Annotated in this window: 17 protein-coding genes and 1 tRNA gene; 8 read left to right on the top strand and 10 right to left on the bottom strand. The window is 65.9% G+C overall.

What is annotated here, in order from left to right; genetic code table 11:
- Positions 1–376: 376 nt before the first annotated feature.
- From QPK27_RS18800 to QPK27_RS18775, 6 genes are all read right to left on the bottom strand, one after another.
- A complete protein-coding gene (locus tag QPK27_RS18800; protein ID WP_290419701.1) occupies positions 377–2,701 on the bottom strand; it encodes a carboxy terminal-processing peptidase in 2,325 nt (774 codons plus the stop codon).
- 191 nt (positions 2,702–2,892) lie between these two features.
- Entirely contained in the window at positions 2,893–3,489 is a 597-nt protein-coding gene (locus tag QPK27_RS18795; RefSeq protein ID WP_290419700.1) for a hypothetical protein, read from the bottom strand.
- Positions 3,490–3,495: 6 nt separating this feature from the next.
- Positions 3,496–4,047: a thymidine kinase gene (locus QPK27_RS18790; protein ID WP_290419699.1), complete on the bottom strand. Its 552-nt coding sequence runs from the start codon at positions 4,045–4,047 to the stop codon at positions 3,496–3,498.
- A 118-nt stretch (positions 4,048–4,165) separates the two neighbouring features.
- The gene (locus QPK27_RS18785) at positions 4,166–4,714 is read right to left on the bottom strand and encodes a sugar O-acetyltransferase (protein WP_290419698.1); all 549 of its coding nucleotides are present in this window, start codon (positions 4,712–4,714) and stop codon (positions 4,166–4,168) included.
- Between the two features lie 8 nt (positions 4,715–4,722).
- The gene (locus QPK27_RS18780) at positions 4,723–6,987 is read right to left on the bottom strand and encodes a penicillin acylase family protein (protein WP_290419697.1); all 2,265 of its coding nucleotides are present in this window, start codon (positions 6,985–6,987) and stop codon (positions 4,723–4,725) included.
- Between the two features lie 32 nt (positions 6,988–7,019).
- Complete coding sequence (locus tag QPK27_RS18775) at positions 7,020–7,820, bottom strand: hypothetical protein (protein ID WP_290419696.1); 801 nt, start codon at positions 7,818–7,820, stop codon at positions 7,020–7,022.
- Positions 7,821–8,003: 183 nt separating this feature from the next.
- Between QPK27_RS18775 and QPK27_RS18770 the strand changes: the two genes are divergently transcribed.
- From QPK27_RS18770 to paoC, 7 genes are all read left to right on the top strand, one after another.
- Positions 8,004–8,090 (top strand) — tRNA-Leu (locus tag QPK27_RS18770).
- 105 nt (positions 8,091–8,195) lie between these two features.
- Positions 8,196–8,780 carry a DUF1287 domain-containing protein gene (locus tag QPK27_RS18765; RefSeq protein ID WP_290419695.1) on the top strand — a complete coding sequence of 195 codons (585 nt, stop codon included), beginning with the start codon at positions 8,196–8,198 and terminating at the stop codon, positions 8,778–8,780.
- 395 nt (positions 8,781–9,175) lie between these two features.
- Complete coding sequence (locus QPK27_RS18760) at positions 9,176–10,024, top strand: universal stress protein (protein WP_290419694.1); 849 nt, start codon at positions 9,176–9,178, stop codon at positions 10,022–10,024.
- Positions 10,025–10,037: 13 nt separating this feature from the next.
- Positions 10,038–11,867, top strand: coding sequence for an alpha/beta hydrolase (locus QPK27_RS18755; protein ID WP_290419693.1), 1,830 nt, complete (start codon positions 10,038–10,040; stop codon positions 11,865–11,867).
- Between the two features lie 327 nt (positions 11,868–12,194).
- Positions 12,195–12,863, top strand: a complete 669-nt coding sequence (gene paoA / locus QPK27_RS18750; RefSeq protein ID WP_290419692.1) for an aldehyde dehydrogenase iron-sulfur subunit PaoA — start codon at positions 12,195–12,197, stop codon at positions 12,861–12,863.
- On the top strand, positions 12,860–13,813 hold the full coding sequence (locus QPK27_RS18745) for a xanthine dehydrogenase family protein subunit M (RefSeq protein ID WP_290419691.1): 954 nt from the start codon (positions 12,860–12,862) through the stop codon (positions 13,811–13,813). The genes paoA and QPK27_RS18745 overlap by 4 nt, the downstream gene beginning before the upstream one ends.
- A gap of 4 nt (positions 13,814–13,817) precedes the next feature.
- Positions 13,818–16,022 carry an aldehyde oxidoreductase molybdenum-binding subunit PaoC gene (gene paoC / locus QPK27_RS18740; RefSeq protein WP_290419690.1) on the top strand — a complete coding sequence of 735 codons (2,205 nt, stop codon included), beginning with the start codon at positions 13,818–13,820 and terminating at the stop codon, positions 16,020–16,022.
- A 43-nt stretch (positions 16,023–16,065) separates the two neighbouring features.
- Here paoC and QPK27_RS18735 read toward each other — a convergent pair whose 3' ends face one another.
- The 4 genes from QPK27_RS18735 to QPK27_RS18720 form a co-directional block, all read right to left on the bottom strand.
- Positions 16,066–17,046: a GGDEF domain-containing protein gene (locus QPK27_RS18735; protein WP_290419689.1), complete on the bottom strand. Its 981-nt coding sequence runs from the start codon at positions 17,044–17,046 to the stop codon at positions 16,066–16,068.
- A gap of 109 nt (positions 17,047–17,155) precedes the next feature.
- Complete coding sequence (locus QPK27_RS18730; protein ID WP_290419688.1) at positions 17,156–17,362, bottom strand: hypothetical protein; 207 nt, start codon at positions 17,360–17,362, stop codon at positions 17,156–17,158.
- A 29-nt stretch (positions 17,363–17,391) separates the two neighbouring features.
- A complete protein-coding gene (locus tag QPK27_RS18725) occupies positions 17,392–17,769 on the bottom strand; it encodes a hypothetical protein (protein WP_290419687.1) in 378 nt (125 codons plus the stop codon).
- 129 nt (positions 17,770–17,898) lie between these two features.
- Complete coding sequence (locus tag QPK27_RS18720; RefSeq protein ID WP_290419686.1) at positions 17,899–19,545, bottom strand: hypothetical protein; 1,647 nt, start codon at positions 19,543–19,545, stop codon at positions 17,899–17,901.
- Positions 19,546–19,727: 182 nt separating this feature from the next.
- Here QPK27_RS18720 and QPK27_RS18715 point away from each other — a divergent pair, with 182 nt between their 5' ends.
- Entirely contained in the window at positions 19,728–20,414 is a 687-nt protein-coding gene (locus QPK27_RS18715) for an SOS response-associated peptidase (protein ID WP_290419685.1), read from the top strand.
- Positions 20,415–20,575 lie beyond the last annotated feature (161 nt).

Raw genomic sequence — 20,575 nt, 5'->3', positions numbered from 1 at the left:
AGATAAGTTGGCGTTATTCTTTTTACAACTACAATTAATCGTAGCATAATGCCAAAAACCTTAACTTTTCTCAGGAGTCGAACCGTGCGTGCGCCCGTATTGTTGAGTTATAGCATGGACATGCCAAATAAATATTATAAGAAGTATATTTATCTTGCATTTTGTACTGACACGGAAAAGCATCCATCCAGTTGTCCGTGGAATCGCCTGCAAGACTTTTTACGCGTGAACGGTGCTTTTGATGCATTTTCGCTGCATGCCGAAAAGCAAGCGCAGTGCAGACGCTCAATCCCAAGAAAAACGGCCGCATCCAAGGGGATGCGGCCGTCCGCCGACAGCACCGGCCGGCACACCATGCGCCGGCCTCGCTGCACGATCAGTTGGCTTTCGCCGTCGCGTTGGTCATGTACGGCATGGCGCGCAGGGCCAGGCGGGTATCGGTCTTCAGCATGCCGGCCTCGTCGGCCAGGATGTTGGCCGCTTCCTGCAGGATCACGTCCTTGGCATCCTTGGCCGCCTTCTCGGCCGCCAGTTCCGCCGCCAGGTTGCGCTCGTCCGCCTGCAGGCCGTCGTCCTGGCGCGGCGTGCCGCGCAGGGCCACCACCGATTTCTCGGCCTTGGTCGGATCCGGCGCCTCGGCGCGCTTTTCCTTGCTGCCCGGGCCGGTAGCCGGCTCGTCCGGCGTGGCCGAATTGCCGGCCAGGCGCGCTTCGCGCATCTTGGAACGGGCATCCTGGGCGTCGCGTTCCTTGCGGCGCACCGCTTCGTTCAGCGAGATCGCGTTTTCCTTGCGCAGTTTCAGCACCTCGGCGATGTCTTCCTGCAGGAACTGGAAATCCTTGTCCTTGGCGATACGCGCTTCGTGACGCTTCTGCAGCGGACCGACCAGCTCCTTCAGGTCGCCCAGCGGCATGTACTGCGCCGGCTTGATCGACACCCACGGCAGCGCGTTGTCGTACGACGATTCGCCGAAATTCTCGATGTCGGCCAGCACCGGCAGCTTGATGTCCGGCGTTACGCCGCGCAGCTGGGTGGTGCCGCCATTGATACGGAAGAACTGGGCGATCGTCATCTTCAGCTCGCCGTAACGCATCTTCTCGTTCGGTGCAAAGCGGTCGAGGTCGATCAGGGTCTGCACGGTGCCCTTGCCGAAGCTCGGTTCGCCGATCACCAGGCCACGGCCGTAATCCTGGATCGCGGCCGCGAAGATCTCGGAAGCCGAGGCCGAACCGCGGTTGATCAGCACGCCCATCGGACCGTCCCAGGCCAGTCCGGCCCTGGTGTCGCTCTCGACTTCGACCCGGCCTTCGGCGGTGCGCTGCATCACCACCGGGCCCTTGTCGATGAAGAGACCAGTCAATTCAATTGCCTCGGTCAGCGAACCGCCGCCGTTGTTGCGCAAGTCGATCAGAACATTGTCCACCTTCTCTTTCTTGAGTTCGGTGAGGATGCGCTCGACGTCGCGGGTGGCGCTGCGGAAGTCCTTGTCGCCGCGGCGCCGCGCCTCGAAGTCGAGGTAGAAGGTCGGCAGCGAGATCACGCCGATGCGGCGCTCGACGCCGCCTTCCTTGACCTTCATGATCGATTTCTTGGCGGCCTGCTCTTCCATGCTGATCTTCTTGCGCACCATCGACACCGCCACGTGCTTGGCGTCGACGCCGCCGTCGCCCGGGATCACGTCCAGGCGCACGGTCGAGCCTTTCTCGCCGCGTACCAGCGCCACCACGTCGTCCAGGCGCCAGCCCAGCACGTCGGTGAACGGGCCGTTGCCCTGGGCCACGCCGACGATGCGGTCGCCCACCTTCAGCTTGCCCGACTTGTCGGCCGGGCTGCCCGGCACGATTTCGCGGATCACGGTGTAGTCGTCGCGCGATTGCAGCACGCAGCCGATGCCTTCCAGCGACAGGCGCATGGCGATGTCGAAGTTGTCGGCCGAGCGCGGGCCCAGGTAATTGGTGTGCGGCTCGATCGCGGTGGCGTACGCGTTCATGAACATCTGGAACACGTCTTCGTTGTTGAGCTTGCGGATGCGGCTGACGTAGTTCTCGTAGCGCTTATCCAGCGTCTCGCGGATCGCCTTGTCGTCCTTGCCGGCCAGTTTCAGGCGCAGCCAGTCGTTCTTGACGCGCTTCCTCCACAGGTCGCGGATCTCGTCCTCGCTCTTGGCCCACGGGGCTTTTTCGCGGTCGAGCTGCAGGGATTCGTCGGTATTGAAATCGAACTTGGTCTTGAGCAGGCCGCGCGCATACGCCATGCGCTCGGCGAAGCGCTGCTGGTACAGGTTGTAGATCTCGAACGGGACCGTCAGGTCTTCGTTGTTGATCGCGTCGTCCATCCTGGTGCGCTGCGGCGCGAAGCGATCCAGGTCGCCCTGCACGAAGTACAGCTTTTCGCTGTCCAGCGAATCGAAGTAGTTGTCGAAGATCTTGACCGACATCGCGTCGTCCAGCGGCACCGCCTTGTAGTGGTAGCGGCCCAGCACGCGCGAGGCCCACAGCGCGGCCTGGGTCTGGGCGGCGATCGGCTTCATCTGGGCTGCGGCAGGCGTGCCGCCCGGGTTCGGCTTGGCGGGCTTGGCAGGTTCGGCCGGCTTGGCGGGCGCCGCCGGCTGCACGACGGCAGCCGTCTTCTCGGGCTGCGCGGTCACCACATGGGCCGACATGGCAAATGCCACGGCGGCGATGAGCACGTGCTTCTTCATTCTATGTTTCTCCGAACGGGGATCCTGTTGCGGTTCCGGGACGCGGGCGGCAAGCCCGACGTTCCGCGCTTTGCGGTCCATTCTACAGGATGAAGCAGCGGTGCAGAGCCGGCTTACCCCTGTTGAATATGGTCGAAAGCGAAATATTAAGGCTGGCGTAAGTCAGCCGCGACCGGCTAGTGCGCCTCGATTCATCCATTTACGAGACCGAGCAGCGCATCGCGGCACGTCCATAGCGCACCAAGCCCCGCCAGCAGCGGCGCCCACGGCCACGAGCGCGCCGCCAGCTTCCAGTCCACCGGGGACGGCCAGAACGACAGGAACTGCGGCGCCAGCACCAGCATCAAGGCCAGGTCGAGCGGCTCGAACACCCAGCCGTGGCGGGTGCGCCACCAGGCCACGGCGAACGGGAGCAGCAGCACCAGCAAGGGCGCCAGCGCCGCCGGGGCAGCGTTATACCAGCGCAGGTTGGCGAAGGTGACCGAGCCCAGCTCCCAGTTATGCCCCCGCCCTTGCGCACCCTTGGCACGCTTGATGCGGCGCGGGATCACGCTCATCCCGATCGGCTCGGCATTGGTCAGCAGGCCGGCCGAGAAATGCGCCAGTTCATGGAACAGCGTGCCGACCGCGGTGAACACGAAGAAGCCGGGATGGGCCGCGGCGCCGATCCATAGCAGCAGCGCCAGCGCCATCGACGGCGCCAGGTACAGCAGCATGTCGAGGACCGATGGGGCCTGGGCGCAAGCCAGCGCCGGGAGCCAGGCGCTGCAGGAGAGCAGCGACGCCATCGCGAGTTACTTGGCGTAGAAGCAGCGCCCGCAGGCCTGGCGGTAGCTTTCGTTGCCGCCGATGCTGACCTGTTCGCCTTCGCGGATGCGGCGGCCCTGTTCGTCGACGCGGATGTTCATGGTCGCCTTCTTGCCGCAGGTGCAGATGTTCTTGATCTCTTCGATGTCGTCGGCCAGCGCCAGCAGGTAGGCCGAGCCGGGGAACGGTTCGCCGCGAAAATCGCTGCGCAGGCCGTAGCAGATCACCGGCACGCCGCGCACCTGGGCCAACTGGTGCAGCTGGCCGACCTGGGCGGTGGAGAGGAATTGCGATTCGTCGACCAGCACGCAGGCGACGTCCGGCACGGTTTCGAGGAAGCTGGTGTCGGCATCGAACACCTCGGCGCTGCGCTGGGCGCCCAGGCGCGAGGTGATCAGGCCGACGCCGTAGCGGTTGTCGATCGCGGCCGTGTACAGCTTGACCTGCTGGCCCTGCTCTTCATAGTTGTGCGCGACCTGCAGCAAGGCGGTCGATTTGCCGGCGTTCATCGCCGAGTACCTGAAATAGAGTTTGGCCACTGCCTGTCCTGCCTTGCCGAGTGCGTGAAAACCGCGTGAGATGGTGAAACGAAGTGCGGGATTATATCAAGCAGGAAACTGTGGCCGCCAGCGCTGAATGCGGGGCCAAGGCCGCAGTTCAGCCAATCGGCTGCGCCGGGTTGCCCGCCACCTGGCTGCCCGCCGCCACATCGTGCGTGACCACGCTGCCGGCGCCGACGATGGCGTCGTCGCCGATCGTTACGCCCGGCAGGATGATGGCGCCGCCGCCGATCCAGACATTGCGTCCGATCGTCACCGCCCTGCCCGATTCGAAGCCGGCACGGCGCAGCGACGGGTCGCGCGGATGCTCGGCAGTATAGATGTGCACGCCAGGACCGATACGGGTATCGTCGCCGATCGTGATCGGCGCCACGTCGAGAAATACGCAATCGAAGTTGATGAACACGCGCGCGCCCAGCGTGATGTGCCAGCCATAGTCGCAGTGGAACGGCGGACGCAGCGTGGCGCCCTGCCCGGCGCGCGCAATGCGTTCGAGCAGCAGCGTGTGCCAGCTGGCGGGGTCGCCCAGCGCCGCGTTGTAGCGCGCCAGCCAGGCGCCGGTGGCGGCCTGTTCGGCACGCAGTTCCGGATCGCTGGCGTGGTATTGCATCCCGGCCAGCATCTTCTGCTTTTCAGTCAAATCCATGGTTTCCTTTACATTCCCGGATGGTACTTGCGTTCCAGCTTGCGTTCGATGTCTTCCTTGTAGAACAGCACGTCCTTGAATTCGCCGCGCGCATACATCGCGGCCTGGTCGTCGAAGTGCGGCGACTTGGGGTCGCTGCTCTGGCCACCGGCCAGGATACTCTTGGCGCGCACTTTCGGACCGAACTCGACGGCAGCGACGAAGCTGTTGCCGCGATCGCCGTAGATGCGCTTGGTCTTTTGCTTGGCCACCATGCCGAACGAGGCCAGCGAGCCCCAGTTGGCCGACGGGAAAGCCACCGGCCAGCTCGGCTTGCTGTCGTCGTATTGCTGGTCGACGTCGCCGCTGATGCGCTGGAAGCGGTTGATCTCGCCCCATGGCGTACGCCAGCTGCCGAAGTCGGCGGTCAGCTTGTCGGACGCTCGCACCAGCGCATCCAGGCGCTCAGCCGGGCTCAGGCGCTCGCCGATGTAGTCCACGACCGGAATGCGCTCGGCCCGCGCGCGTGCACCATGCTGCTTCACCATTTCCTGGCCCCAGTAAATCGCGAGCGAAGTCGGGACCGAGTCGGCGGCGTAGCGCATGTTCCAGCCGCGCAGCGCGGCGATCTGCCCGGCCAGTCTGGCCTGGCGCGGATCGCTCGCGTGCAGCGCCTCGTGGTCGGCAACCACCTTCGGCACCAGCGGTTCGAAGGCTTGCAGGCGGGTGTCGTAGGACGCCGCGATCAGGCTGTCGATGGTCACGCCCTTGTTTGCCTGCACTTCCTTGAACACGCGCGCCGCGTTGCGCCCGCGTGCGTTCTCGGGCAGCGACCACATGTAGGCCGGATAGTTCTTGCACACCGGGCTGCTGGCGCCGGCGGCGGTGCACGGCCAGTTATTCGTGTTCAGCAGGTAGCCGCTGGCCGGGTTGAACAGGGTGATGGTGTCCTGGATCGCGTGCAGGCCCTGCCATTCGGTGGCGGGGGTGCTGCCATCGACCGGACGGGTCCAGTCATAGGCCGGGTTACGCTTCGGGATGAAATTGCCGTGGAAATAGGCGATATTGCCCTTGGCATCGGCGTATACCGTGTTGTTGGACGAATTGGTGCGCAGCTCCATCGCCTTGGTAAACGCGGCGAAGTCGCGCGCCTTGGTGCGGATATACGACTGGGTCAGCGCCTTGAGCGGCTCGTCCATCATCCTGACCGACACCCATTTGCCGTCCTGGCTGCGCACCACCGGGCCGTGGTGGGTGAAGTATGCTGTGACAACGCGGCTGGACATTGTTCCGTCAGTCTTCTTATATGGCAGCGCGATCGGCACCGCGCGCAGCGGGCGCTGTTCCTTGCCGTACCGGTAGAAGAACTTGCCGTCGCGCTCGGTCACCGTTTCCAGGTACTCATCGATCACGTCACCGCCGCCCGAGGTATGCATCCAGCCCAGCTTGTCGTTGAAGCCCTGGTAGATGAAGAACTGGCCCCAGGTCACGGCGCCATAGGCGTTCAGGCCCTGCTCGCTCACCATGTGGATTTCTGGGCGGAAGTAGAACGAGGTGTGAGGGTTGATCATCAAGAGCGCGTGGCCGCTGGCGGACAGCCTGGGCGCGATCGCGAAGCCGTTCGAGCCGCGCGGCTCGGTGTCGAAACCCTTGTCCAGCCCTGCCACTTTTTGCGCGGCGGCGTGTTGCGGCTTGCCGTAGAAGGCTTCCAGGTCTTTCAGTTCGATCGACTCGATGTCGCCGCCGATGCTGCCCTCGCTGAAGGTCAGCGCCATCCAGGGCTCGAAACGGGTGATCAGCTTCGGCTTCACTTCCGGATGGGTGTACAGATAATAGTTCAGGCCATCGGCGAAACCGATCATCAGCTGCTTGAGCCATTCCGGGCTGGCGGCATATTTGGCGCGCATATCGTCCGACTGGATGTACAGCTTCATGCGCAGGTCGCGCCAGATTTCACCCTCGCCTTCGACCTCGGCCAGGCGTCCCATCGCATTGATGTAGTTGAGTTCGACGCGATTGAAATCGTCCTCGGCCTGGGCGTACAGCATGCCGAACACGGCGTCGGCGTCGGTCTTGCCGAACACGTGCGGGATGCCCCATTTGTCGCGCATGATCGTCACCGCCCCCGCCGTCTTTTTCCAGCGCGCGATTTCTTCGGCGCTGAACGGTTTCTGGGCGGCGCCGGCAACCACCGGCGTCTTCTTCGGCGCAACGGCCTGCGGGGACGCGCTGGCGGTAGCGCCGAACAGCATGGCGCCGGTCAGGAGTGCAATGGACGAGCGTGACAGGGGCATCTTTTTTTCTCCGTGTTATGCGCCGTGCCGGATCAGGCGTCGTCGAGACCGGCGTTGATCAGGCGCTGCTTGAGGCGTTCGTTCTCGGTCAGCAAGGTCGCCATGCGGTCCTTGAGCGCGGCAATCTCCTTGCGCAGCGAGGCGACGTCGTCGCCGCCGCCTTCGGTCGCTTCCTTTTCCTTGCGCGGACGGGTCGCCATCTTCTGCTCGCGCACCTGGCGCGCGGCCTGCTGCAATTCCTTGCGCCCGCCGGCCACGGCCGCGATCTGCGCTTCCTGCGGCAGCTGGGCGACATTCGCGGCGGCATTGATCGAGATGGCGCCGGTGCGCACCGCCTCCACCAGCTGCGGCGTGGCCGCCTTCTGGATGCGTTCGATCTGGCTGATGGTATTGCTCGACACCCGCGCCGCCTTGGCCACCTCCTCGCGCGTGTTCCACGGCGGCGGCGGGCGCGAATCGATGTCGTCCGGGCTTGGCTCGGGCGGCTCCTCGGCCATCTTCTGCGCCATGCGCGCGGTCACGATTTCTTTCTTGCGCAGGGCCAGCAGGCCGCGCTGGAAATCGGACACGCTGCGGCGCGCCAGGTGGTTGTCGATCATCCACAACATCACGTCCTCGATCGAGGCGAAGCTGTTGTTCTGGACGGTGCGGAATTCGATATTGTGCTTGCGGCAGATTTCGTAGCGGTTATGGCCGTCGATCAGGGTGTCCTGCCAGAGCACCAGCGCGTCGCGGCAACCTTCGGCCTGCAGGCTGCGCTCCAGGGCGGCGTATTCGATGTCGGTCAGCGGATCGACGAAGGAACGCAGTTCGTCGTTGATAATGATGTTCAATTCTTTTCCTCGTGCTTCACGGGCACCGCCTCGGGTTCGGGGGTGCCGTCCGGCATGCTACACCATCCCGGCAGGGGTGCCAAAACCTTGGCCCTTCCCAGTGGCCGATGATCAAGCATGTCGGGAGAGCAAAATTGCAGTTATGCTCCGGCAACAGCATGCGTGTGCTAGAATTCTGCCGCTGCCCGAATGGTGAAACTGGTAGACACCCGGGACTTAAAATCCCGTGCCAGCAATGGCGTGCCGGTTCGATCCCGGCTTCGGGCACCATCTTCAGCACGCTCGTTCCGAGCGTCTACGCAGCACTGACGCTCATCAATCCGTTTCACGTTCGACCGGTCAATCTGGCGGTTTCACTTCAGCTACGGAGTGTTCATGCGTCCTTTGCTTGCCGTGTTTCTATTCCTGTGCGTCCCTTTTGCGGATGCCCGATCTGCCAAAGACCTGGTCAAGGCTGCGCGCACCCAGGTCGGCGTGACGACGGGCTACGATCCTGCTTACCGCAAGCTCGCCTTTCCCGGCGGCGACGTGCCGCCCGACCGCGGCGTCTGTACCGACGTCGTGATCCGCGCTTACCGCAAGCTCGGCATCGACCTGCAGGCGCTGGTGAACCGCGACATGCGCGCGGCATGGTCGGCGTATCCCAAGCATTGGGGCCTGAAGTCGACCGACACCAATATCGACCACCGCCGCGTGCCCAACCTGGAAGTGTTTTTCCGGCGCCATGGCAGCGCGCTGCCGCTCAGCGAGCGGGCGGGAGACTACAAGCCGGGCGACATCGTTACCTGGCTGCTGCCGCCGCACCTGCCGCACATCGGGATCGTGGCCGACGAGCGCTCGGCCAACGGCACGCCGCTGGTCATCCACAATATCGGCGCCGGCACCCAGGTCGAGGACATCCTGTTCGCGTTCAAGATGGTCGGGCACTACCGTTACCTGCCCTTCACCTCCGCTCCCTGACTCCGCGAAAAAAAATGCCGCTGTCGCACGAAGCAGACAGCGGCCGAATCCTCAGCCATGCTGAGATGGAGACACAAGAGAACCGACCACATCGCCGGTAACGGTTATTAGTATGAGGCCATCGACCCCGCGCACAAGTGCCGGGACGGGTAATCGGAATCGCGCCGTCACGTCGGAAAATTCGTACATATTGCTTTGTCATATGATCATTGGAAATCTTTCCCAGTAGCGTTACGCAGCCACAGTCCTTTGATCCGCATCAAATTCAACCCGAACGCCGATCCCATCCGGGAATGAAGCAGCCGCGCACCGATCCAAGTAGGTAGCCATGCCGCCCGCGCGTCCTGCGCGGCCATTGGCCCACGCGCCGCTTTATCCAGGCGAAAGGAACCGGCATGTACAAGACCATCGTGGTGCACGTCGACGGCAGTCCCGAACAGGAATCGCGGGTGCGCGCCGGCGCCCTGCTGGCCAATCTGTTCGACGCCCACCTGATCGGCAGCGCGGCCACCGGCATTTCCTGGTTCGACTATTCGCTGCTGATCGGCTCCATGGGCGCGCCGATGATGCCCGAGTCCGACTTCAGCGGCATGCGCGCCGCGGTACGGGCCCGCCTGGACGAGTTCGGCACAGCGGTGCAGCGCCGCGGCGTGGCCTCGTACGAGACCCGCATGCTCGAGGACGATGCCCGTTTCGCCCTGCTGCTCGAATCGCGCTACGCCGACTTGGTGGTAGTGAGCCGCGAATCCGAACCGGTCGCCGTCCTCGGCGTGCCGGCGCAGGCCCGGGCGCTGCCGGAATACATCGCCCTGCACGGCGCGCGGCCGATCCTGGTGGTGCCGCCCGGCTGGCAAGCGCAGCACTTCCCGGGCACGGTGGTAGCCGGCTGGGACGGCAGCATGCAGGCGATCCGCGCCATCTCGGCCGCGCTGCCGCTGCTGCTGCAGGCCGATGCGGTCAAGCTCACCCTGGTCAATCCGGACGCCATGGCCGACGTCCATGGCGAAGAGCCGGGCGCCGACATGGCCCTGCACCTGGCGCGCCACGGCGTGAAGGTCGAGGTGGTGCTGGAGCAGTCGCGCGGCGCCACCGGCGACGCGCTGATGGGCGTGGCGCGGCGCGAAGGCGCCGGGCTGCTGGTGGCCGGCGCCTTCGGCCACAGCCGCTACCGCGAATTCGTGCTGGGCGGCGTCACACGGTCGCTGCTGGGCGCCAGCAGCACGCCGCTGTTGCTGGCGCACTGAGGCGATCCGCATCATGGCGCCCGATTCGCGTCCCGATTCGCGTCCCGATTCGCGTCCCGATGCGCGTCCCGATGCGCGTCCCGACCCTGCCAACAGTGAACGCCGGCTCGAAGGCAGCGCCTGGCAAGGCGGCATCCACCGCCATGCACGGGTGGCGGGCGGCAAGCATCACACCGACCTGATCCTGTGGGCGGCGCTCGGGCGCATGACCGGCCACCTGTCGCCGGCCGCGCTCGGCATGGCGTGGTTCGACTGGGCCAGTCACCTGATGATGTTGCCCGACAAGCAGCAGGAGTTGTTCATTGACGCCATGATGGGCTGGCAGCGCTGGTGGACCTACGTCACCGATCCGAGCCACCACGGCGCCGATCCGGTGCGCCCGCTGGCGCAGGACAAACGCTTCAGCGATCCGGCCTGGAACGCCTGGCCCTGGCACCAGCTGAGCCAAGCCTTTTTGATGGGCCAGCAATGGTGGCACCGCGCCACCTCCACCGTGCGCGGAGTGGCGCCGCATCACGCCGACGTGGTTACCTTCGTCGCGCGGCAATTGCTCGACGGCGTGGCGCCGTCGAATTTCGTCTCGACCAATCCGGTGGTGCAGCAAGCCACCCTCGCCAGCGGCGGCATGAACCTGGTGCGCGGCTCGCTGCGCGCCATGCGCGACGCCCACGACGCGCTGGCGGGCCGGGCGCGACCGGTCGGCTACCGGCCTGGGGTCGAAGTGGCCGTAACGCCCGGCAAGGTGGTGATGGCAAACCGGCTGGTGGAACTGCTGCGCTACGATCCGGTCACGCCGACCGTGCACGCGACGCCGCTCCTGATCGTGCCGGCCTGGATCATGAAGTACTACATCCTCGACCTTTCTCCGCAGAACTCGCTGGTGCGCTACCTGGTCGAGCATGGGCACACGGTGTTCATGGTGTCGTGGAAGAATCCACAGGCCGAAGACCGCGACCTGACCATGGACGATTACCGCCAGCTGGGCATCATGTCATCCATCGACGCCATCCTGGCGCAGACCGGCGCGCGCCAGGTGAATGCGGCCGGCTACTGTCTAGGCGGCACGCTGCTGGCGATCGCGGCGGCGGCGATGGCGCGCGACCACGATCACCGGCTGGCCAGCATCTCGCTGCTGGCGGCCCAGGTCGACTTTACCGAGCCGGGCGAACTGTCGCTGTTCATCGACGACAGCCAGGTCAGCTTCCTGGAAGCGGCCATGTGGCAGCAGGGTTACCTGGATACGCGCCAGATGGCGGGCGCCTTCCAGCTGCTGCGCTCGAACGACCTGGTGTGGTCGCGCCGGCTGCGTCACTACCTGCTCGACCTGCCCGACCAGGAAACCGACCTGATGTCGTGGAACGCCGACGCCACCCGCATGCCCTACCGCATGCATGCCGAGTATCTGCACCGGCTGTTCCTCAGGAACAGCCTGGCCAGCGCGCGCTACCTGGTCGGCGGGCGGCCGGTGTCGCTCAGCGACATCGACGTGCCGGTGTGCGCCGTCGGCGCGCTCACCGACCACGTGGCGCCCTGGCGTTCGGTGTACAAGATCATTCCGCTGACCGATACCGAGATCACGTTCATCCTGACCAGCGGCGGACACAACGCCGGCGTGGTGTCGCCGCCGGGAAGCATGCGGCGCAGCTACCAGGTGGCGGTGCATGGACATGACTCACCCTACGTCGACCCGGACAGCTGGCAGGCGCGCGTGCCGCAGGTGAACGGCAGCTGGTGGCCGGCCTGGGAAGGCTGGCTGGCGCGCCATGCCGGGGCGCAGGTGGCGCCGCCGGCGCCGCCGGCCAATGCGCCGGCCGCGCCCGGCAACTATGTGTTGCAGGCGTGACTGCGGCACGCGCGATGAACCGCACCGGCAGCCCGGCGGCCCGGCGACCCGGCAGATCATTGCGACGATGCGGAACGTCGATGGCGGCACGCATGCCTGAGTCAATGGCAGGCATCGCATGAACGCAGGACCAGCCACGGCTGGTCTTTTTTTTCGCCTCGTCATCCAGCCGCAGACCGTTCAGACTTCAAGCGAACGCGGCTCCTATCCATGCTGAACTAGAATCAAATTGACAATGGAATCACGCTCCCGCCTGTCCCGGCGCCGCGGTATTGACGCCGGGCCCGGACGCGGACCAACGCAATCGAAGAGAAGGAATCGTCCAGCATGGAACCCATCCGCGACCTCAAGCTCACCCGGCGCGACCTGCTGATCGCAGGCGCCGTGTCGGCCACCACCATGTCAGTGCCGCACGCCGGCGCCCAGCCGGCCAACGGCGCCAACGCCCCGGCCGACGCCCACCCCGGGACCGTTACCAGCAGCGTCAATTTCACCGTCAACGGCAAGCCGGTCAAGCTCGAACTCGACACCCGCACCACGCTGCTCGACGCGCTGCGCGAGCACCTGCACCTGACCGGCTCCAAGAAGGGCTGCGACCAGGGCCAGTGCGGCGCCTGCACCGTCATCGTCGACGGCCGCCGCATCAATTCCTGCCTGTCGCTGGCGGTAATGCACGATGGCGCGCAGATCACCACCATCGAAGGCCTCGGCACGCCCGACAAGCTGCACCCGATGCAGGCCGCCTTCGTCAAGCACGACGGCTACCAGTGCGGCTACTGTACCCCGGGCCAGATCTGTTCGGCCGTCTCCGTCATCGACGAGATCCGCCAGGGCATCCCGAGCCACGTCACGGGCGACCTGAACGTCAAACCTCTGCTGAGCGTCGACGAGATCCGCGAGCGCATGAGCGGCAACATCTGTCGCTGTGGCGCCTACTCGAATATCGTCGAAGCGATCACCGAAGTCGCCGGCCAGCAGAATGGAGGCAAGGCATGAAGGCATTCACCTATCAACGCGCCAGCTCGACCGCCGAAGCGGCCGCCACCGCGGCGCGCACGCCGAACGCGCGCTTCATCGCCGGCGGCACCAACCTGCTCGACCTGATGAAGCTCGAAATCGAGACACCGGCCGCGCTGATCGACGTCAACGGTCTTGGCTTCGACAAGATCGAACCGACCGATGATGGCGGCCTGCGCGTCGGCGCCCTGGTGCGCAATACCGACCTGGCCGCCGACGAGCGCGTGCGCAAGCATTACGCGGTGCTGTCGCGCGCCCTGCTGGCCGGCGCCTCGACCCAGCTGCGCAATAAAGCCACCACCGCCGGCAACCTGCTGCAGCGTACCCGCTGCCCCTATTTCTACGACACCAACCAGCCCTGCAACAAGCGCAAACCGGGCAGCGGCTGCGCCGCGCTCGGCGGCTACACGCGCCACCACGCGGTGGTCGGCGCCAGCGAGGCCTGCATCGCCACCCACCCGAGCGACATGGCGATCGCGATGCGCCTGCTCGACGCCGAAGTCGAGACCGTGCGCGCCAACGGCAGCATGCGCACCATCCCGATCGCCGATTTCCACCGCCTGCCGGGCAACACGCCGCATATCGAGACGGGCCTCGAGCCCGGCGAACTGATCGTCTCGGTGAAGCTGCCCAAGCCGCTCGGCGGCGTACACGCTTACCGCAAGATCCGCGACCGCTCCTCCTATGCGTTCGCCCTGGTCTCGGTCGCCACCGTGATCCTGCCGGACGGAACGGGCCGCATCGCCGTCGGCGGCGTCGCGCATAAACCGTGGCGCGTCGAGGCCGCCGAGCAGCAATGGACGCAAGGCGCCAAAGCCGTGGCCGACCGCCTGATGGCCGGCGCCCGCACCACCGAAGACAACGCGTTCAAGGTGCCGCTGGTGCACCGCACGCTGGCCGCCGCCATGGCGGACGCCAAGAAAGGCTGATCCCATGAAATTCACCCCACCCGCCACCAATAATCCCATCGACCGCCAGCGCCACGTCGGCCGCCCCTACGACCGCATCGACGGTCCGCTGAAAGTCACCGGCACCGCAACCTACGCCTACGAGCACCACAAGGATGTGCCGAACGCCGCCCACGGCTACATGATCGGGTCCGCGATCCCGAAAGGCCGCATCGTCAGGATCGATGCCGAGGCGGCGCGCCGCGCACCGGGCGTGCTGGCGATCGTCAGCGCCGACAGCGCCGGCAAGCTCGGCAAGGGCGAAAAGAACGTCGCCACCCTGCTCGGCGGACCGAAGATCGAGCACTACCACCAGGCGGTCGCGCTGGTGGTGGCCGACACCTTCGAGCAGGCGCGCGCCGCCTCCACCCTGGTCAGGATCGAGTACGCCGAAGAAAAGGGCAAATTCGACCTGGCCGCCAACAAGGACCGGGCCAGGAAGCCGGAAGCCGAAGGCGACGAACCGGATACCCGCGTCGGACAGTTCGAGCGCAACTTCGAGCTGGCGCCCGTCAAGCTCGACGCCACCTACACCACGCCCGACCAGTCGCACGCGATGATGGAGCCGCACGCCTCCACCGCTGCATGGAATGGCGACAAGCTCACGGTCTGGACCTCGAGCCAGATGATCGACTGGTGGCGCACCGACCTCGCCAAGACCTTGAATATGCCCAAGGAAAACGTGCGCGTGGTGTCGCCCTTCATCGGCGGCGGGTTCGGCGGCAAGCTGTTCCTGCGCGCCGACGCCGTGCTGGCGGCACTGGGCGCGCGCGCCGCCGGGCGCCCGGTCAAGGTGGCCCTGCACCGGCACCAGGTGTTCAACAACACCACCCACCGTCCCGCCACCATCCAGCGCATCCGCATCGGCGCCGGGCGCGACGGCCGCATCACTGCCATCGGCCATGAGACCTGGAACGGCAACCTGCCGGAGGGCAAACCGGAAGTCGCGACCCAGCAGACCCGCCTGCTGTACGCCGGCGCGCACCGCATGACGGCGACCCGCGTGGCCGAGCTCGATCTGCCGGAAGGCAATTCGATGCGCGCGCCGGGTGAAGCGCCGGGCATGATGGCGCTCGAGATCGCGATGGACGAGATGGCCGAAAAGCTCGGCATCGACCCGGTGCAGCTGCGCATCCTGAACGACACCAAGGTCGATCCGGAAAAGCCGATCCGCAAGTTTTCCGAGCGCCGCTTCATCGAGTGCCTGCGCACCGGCGCCGAACGCTTCGGCTGGAAGGAGCGCAATCCGAAGCCGGGCCAGCGGCGCGAAGGCCGCTGGCTGATCGGCCACGGCATGGCCGCCGCCTTCCGCAACAGCCCGGTGAAAACCTCGGCCGCGCGCGTGCGGCTTGGCCGCGACGGCGCCGTGACGGTGGAAACCGACATGACCGACATCGGCACCGGCAGCTACACCATCATCGCCCAGACCGCCGCCGAGATGCTGGGCGTGCCGCTCGAGCGGGTGCAGGTGAAACTGGGCGATTCCGACTTCCCGGTTTCGGCCGGCTCGGGCGGCCAGTTCGGCGCCAACAGTGCGACCGCCGGCGTGTACGCTGCCTGCGTCAAGCTGCGCGAGCAGATCGCCACCAGGCTTGGCGTCAACGAACGCGAGGCCGAATTCATCGACGGCAATGTGCGCGCCGGTGGACGTAGCCAGCCGCTGGCGCAGGCCGCGAGCGGCGGCGAACTGGTGGCCGAGGACAAGATCGAATTCGGCGACCTGGAAAAAAAGCACCAGCTGTCGACTTTCGGCGCCCACTTCGTCGAAGTAGCGGTGGACCCCATCACCGGCGAGACCCGCGTGCGGCGCATGCTGGCCGTGTGCGCGGCCGGCCGCATCCTGAACCCGAAGCAGGCGCGTAGCCAGGTGATCGGAGCGATGACGATGGGCGTCGGCGCCGCGCTGATGGAACACCTGGCGGTGGACACCCAACGCGGCTTCTTCGCCAACCACGACCTCGCCACCTACGAGGTGCCGGTGCACGCCGACATCCCGCACCAGGACGTGATCTTCCTGGACGAGGCCGACGAGTATTCGTCGCCGATGAAAGCCAAGGGCATCGCCGAACTGGGCTTGTGCGGGGTTGCCGCCGCGGTGGCGAATGCGATCTACAACGCCACCGGCGTGCGCGTGCGCGACTATCCGGTCACGCTCGACAAGCTGCTGGACAAGCTGCCGCTCGCAGTTTGACGAGAGGATGGCGCCGTCTTCCCGACGGCGTCCAAACGGTTTTTTACAACGCCGGCACTGCCGGCATCGTTGCATCCGCATCCGCCACCACACGGTTGCGTCCGCCACGCTTGGCCGCGTACAAGGCCTTGTCGGCGGCCTCGATCAGGGCCGCCGGATCGCTCAGGCGCGTGCGGTCATAGGCGGCCACGCCGATGCTCAGCGTCACCTGGCGGTGTACGGCGGCCGGCGCCTGCTCGAGGTTCAGGCCGGCGATGTGGGCGCGGATGGTTTCTGCAACCGACAGCGCCTGCGCCAACGTCGTGTCCGGCAAGATGGCCGCGAATTCCTCGCCGCCATATCTCGCCGCCAGGTCGGCCGGCCGCCGCAGCATGGTGCTGACCGCCTGCGCCACTGTCGCCAGGCAACTGTCGCCCTGCTGGTGGCCGAAGTGGTCGTTATACGCCTTGAACGAATCGATATCCACCAGCAGCAAGGCCAGCGCGCCATGCCCACGCTGGGCGCGGCGCAGCTCGCGCTCGAGCGCCACGTCGAAGTGGCGCCGGTTGGCGATCCCGGTCAGGCCGTCGACGTAGGAACGGGCGCGCAGCGATTCGGCATGGTCGAGCAGGCGCCGCTCGCGCTCGGCGATTCCGCTGACGTCGCGGATCTCGACCAGGCAATAGCACTCGCCGTCCTCGCGGAACGGCGTCACCGTCACCGCCTGCTCGATCGGCGCACCGTCGAAGCTGCCGGCCTGGCGCAGCGGAAACGGCGAGCGGCCCGACGATGGCGGGACATTGGTGATGCTGCCCTCGGTCAGCGCCGCCAGCACGGCGGCCTCGACCCGCGAACCGCGCAGGTTGGGAAACACGTCGAGTAGGGGCTGGCCCTGCACGCGCGCGGCGCCGCGGCCCGAACGCGGCGTCAGCCAACCGTTCCAGACCACGATGCGCGCTTCGGCGTCGAGCACGATCACGCCGCAATCGAGCAGGTTCAGGACACGGTCGGAGAGCCCGAGAGATTCTTGGATGGTTGAAATCACGGATCGCGAATAATTGGCCAACTTATTGAAGTGAGATCAATAAATTGATTTTAGGAAACTATTCGGATGATACCGGAATTCTCCGGAATTGCCAGTAGCATGGCAGACCCTAGAACGGCCCCAGCATATGCCACGCCATCGCCAGGCAGACGATGCCGACAAAGACCAGCAGGCCGTAGACGAAATACCGCATCGAGTTGGCCAGGCCGGTCACGGCGCGGTTGGCTTGCTCGTTGAGCTTGCCGCGCCGGCGCGCCCCGTTCATCAGCATCGATACGAAAATGAACAGGGTCGCGACAATCAGTACTGCTTTCATTGACTTCCTTCAGCTACTGCAATGCGCACTCAGGTGCGCACCGACACCAGCACCAGCGCCACCAGCGCCAGCAGCGACGACAGGCCGGCGGCCGCGCCCAGCCAGGCGATCCTGGTGCGCTGAACATCGACCTTGGCGATCAACTGCGCGTTCTGGTCGGCCAGGTTGGCGATCAGTTCCGAGGCCGAGCGCATCTGGTTGTGCAGGTCGATCAGCACCGCTTCGTTGTGTTCCATGCGCGCCACCACGGCGCCGAACACGTCTTCTTCACGGGCGTAGGCTTCCGGCGCCATGTCGTCGGCCGGCATCGCGCCCTGCTTGCGGTTGACCGTGTCCCACAGGCGGCGCGCGCCGCTCGCGACCTGGGGCGCGGCGTGGATCACTTCGCTCCAAGGGACGGTTTTCAATACACTCCACCAGCCTGCTGCCATACCTGCTCCTTGTCGTTTCGTTAACCGTTTAATGTTATCCCGGAGCATACCATTGCGGGACAACATGACCAAACGGCGCACGCGCGCGGCCAGCAGGCGAGCAGGCTATTCGACCAGCACGTCCATCGTCACCGTCCCGGTGGTGCCGGGCTCTGGACTGCTCTTCACGGCGCAATCGCTCAGCCCCGGCGCCAGCTTGCCGCAGGCGCCGGCCACGAAGCTGGTGTAGGCCGGCGTCGGATTCACGATCTTCACGTCCGTGAGCGTGGTGCTGCCGGTGTTGGCATACGTGATGGTGTAGGTCAGCACGGTCGACGGCATGGCGTCGAGCTTGTCCACCGCGGTGCTCAGGCTGAACGCGTCGCAGGTTTCGCAGATGCCCTTGACCGTCACCACCACCTGCCCCAGCCCGATGCCGAGCAGTTGCAGCAGCGGGTCGACCAGGCCGGTGAGGACCGGCGTGAGCACGGGCGACAGCGCGCCGGTGACGATGGTCTTGACCAGCCCGACCACGACGTCGGTCACCAGGTTCAGCAGGCCAAGGTCGAGCAGCGGGATGCGCAGGCTCAGGTTCGACACCAGGTCGTTCGCCAGCGTGCTCACGAAGGCGGTGCTGGTGCTCACCGTGCGTGTCTGCGGGAAGTTGCCCGACATCGTCACCGTGCTGGCGAACGGCGACTGGCCGCGAGCCCAGCTCTTGACCTCGATGTCGAGCACCGACAGGCCGGCCAGCGTCAGCGAACCGATCTTGCCGTAGGCCAGGTCGCGTGCCGGGTCGATCGCGCGCGAACGGTTGAAGAACACGCCGTCGTCGATCGCGCCCAGGTAGATGTCGGCCACGCCCGGCAGCGCCTGCAGCGTCACGGCGCGGCTGATGCCGTCGACCGCCTGCAGCACGCCCTCGCCGCGCGCCACTTCGGCATACACATCGAGCTGGCCGATCGCGATCGAGGTCTCGCCCAGCAGCGCGGTCAGGAGCGAAGTCACCGGCGCCAGCGTGACCAGGTCGAGCTTGAGCTTGACGCGCATGGCGGCGCTGTGGAAGGTGGAACCGGCCGGACCGCAGATGTACACGGTCGGTTCGATCACCTGGGCGTACAGCTGCAGGTTGTTGACCACGCCCAGCGCGCCCAGCAGCCCGCCGGAAACGCCGATCGGCATTGGTGTGCTCAGCACGTTGCGGCGGTTGTACAGCTGGATCAGGCCGGTGAGCATGTCGAGCGAGTTCACCGTGGTCCTGGCCAGCGCGCCGGCGTCGGCCGACACTTTCACCAGATCGCCCAGGCGCACGCTGGCGCCGGCGGCGCCCAGCTGGGCGCCGAGGGCGTTCAGCGCACTGCGCAGGCTGAGGTTCGCCTGCGCCTGCGCCTGTACGCCGAGGGCGGCGGTGACCTGGCCCAGCGTGACGTTGGCGTTCAGGGCCTGGGACGGACTCGAGACGCCGGTCTGCAGTTGCAGCTGGGTCAGGAAGGACAGCAGGTTGACGTTGCCCTGGGCCAGCGTGTTCCAGTCCGCCGCCGTCAGGTTCAGGCTGGTGCCGAGCAGGCCGCCCAGCAGCGAATTCAGGAGCACGCTCTGGGTGCTGTCGACGCTCAGCAAGCGCGGGCCGGCGGACAGGCAGGCGCCGGTGGTCGTGCACGCCGCCGCTGCCGGACGGGCGAAGCCGAGCGCCAGCACCATGAGCAGCACCGGGAATAGCGCCAGCGGGCGCAGCAGTCGGGCGATGGATGAGCGGCTGAGTTTTGTTTGCATGGCGTGGCGGGTCCGGCGGCAGGCAGTCGCGGAGTTGGTTTTGCGGGATTATTTGATCGGCACAGTATCATTGTTACCGATTCAAGAAAAGCATTTGAACAAATTATTTTCCTGAACGAAACATCAGCACCACAGCGTCCAGCCGCGTGCCGTTGTTCGGGTCCTTGCGCTACCATCGAATCATGTGTGGACGATTTGACCAGAGCCAGACGGCTCGCTACTACGCCAGCGTATTCGGCTGGGCCGACGCGCTGTACGACAGCGAGTCCGAACCGGCTTTCAATGTGCCGCCAGGGACTTATCGCCCGGTAATGCACATCCAGGACGGCGAACGCCGGGTGGACGACGTGTACTGGAGCTATCAGGCGCGCTGGGCCAGGGACAAGGTGCCGGTGACGATCAATGCCCGGATGGACAAGCTCGCCAACCGCTACTGGCGCGGCCTGCTCAAGTCGGGCCGCGCCATCGTGCCGGCCGAGGGCTGGTATGAATGGACCGGCGAAAAGGGTCACAAGCAACCCTGGCACATCCACCGCAAGGACCGCGCGCCGCTGTACATGCTGGCGCTGGCCAATTTCGGCGGCTTCACCGAGAACCGCGCCGAGGCCGGTTTCGTGCTGGTGACCGACGACGCCACCGGCGGCATGCTCGACATCCACGACCGGCGCCCGGTCGTGCTCGAAGCGCGCGACGCCGAGCTGTGGCTCGATCCTTCGCTGACGCCCGACGCGGCCCTCGAGCTGGCGCGCCGCAGCGCCCTGCCCGCCGACGCCTTCGAGTGGCACAAGGTCAGCACGCGCGTGAACCGCGCCGGCAGCGGCGGACCCGAGATCGCGCAGCCGCTCGAGGACGACGCCGAGACCGAATAGCAAACGCCCGTACGTTGTTCACGTACGGGCGTCGGCCCATCAGTCAGTCGATTGTCGCCGGGCGCCTGCCCGGCTGGCGGTGCTGGTGTTGCTTAGTGTTGATACGCGCCGAGGTCGATCGCGCCGCCGCGCGCCTTGCCATCGATGTCGGTGGCCGGCGC

It is taken from the genome of Massilia sp. YIM B02443 (assembly GCF_030411955.1).
GTDB lineage: Bacteria > Pseudomonadota > Gammaproteobacteria > Burkholderiales > Burkholderiaceae_D > Telluria.
The sequence above is the reverse complement of the archived record's forward strand: the minus strand, read 5'-3'. Positions and strand labels throughout refer to the sequence as shown.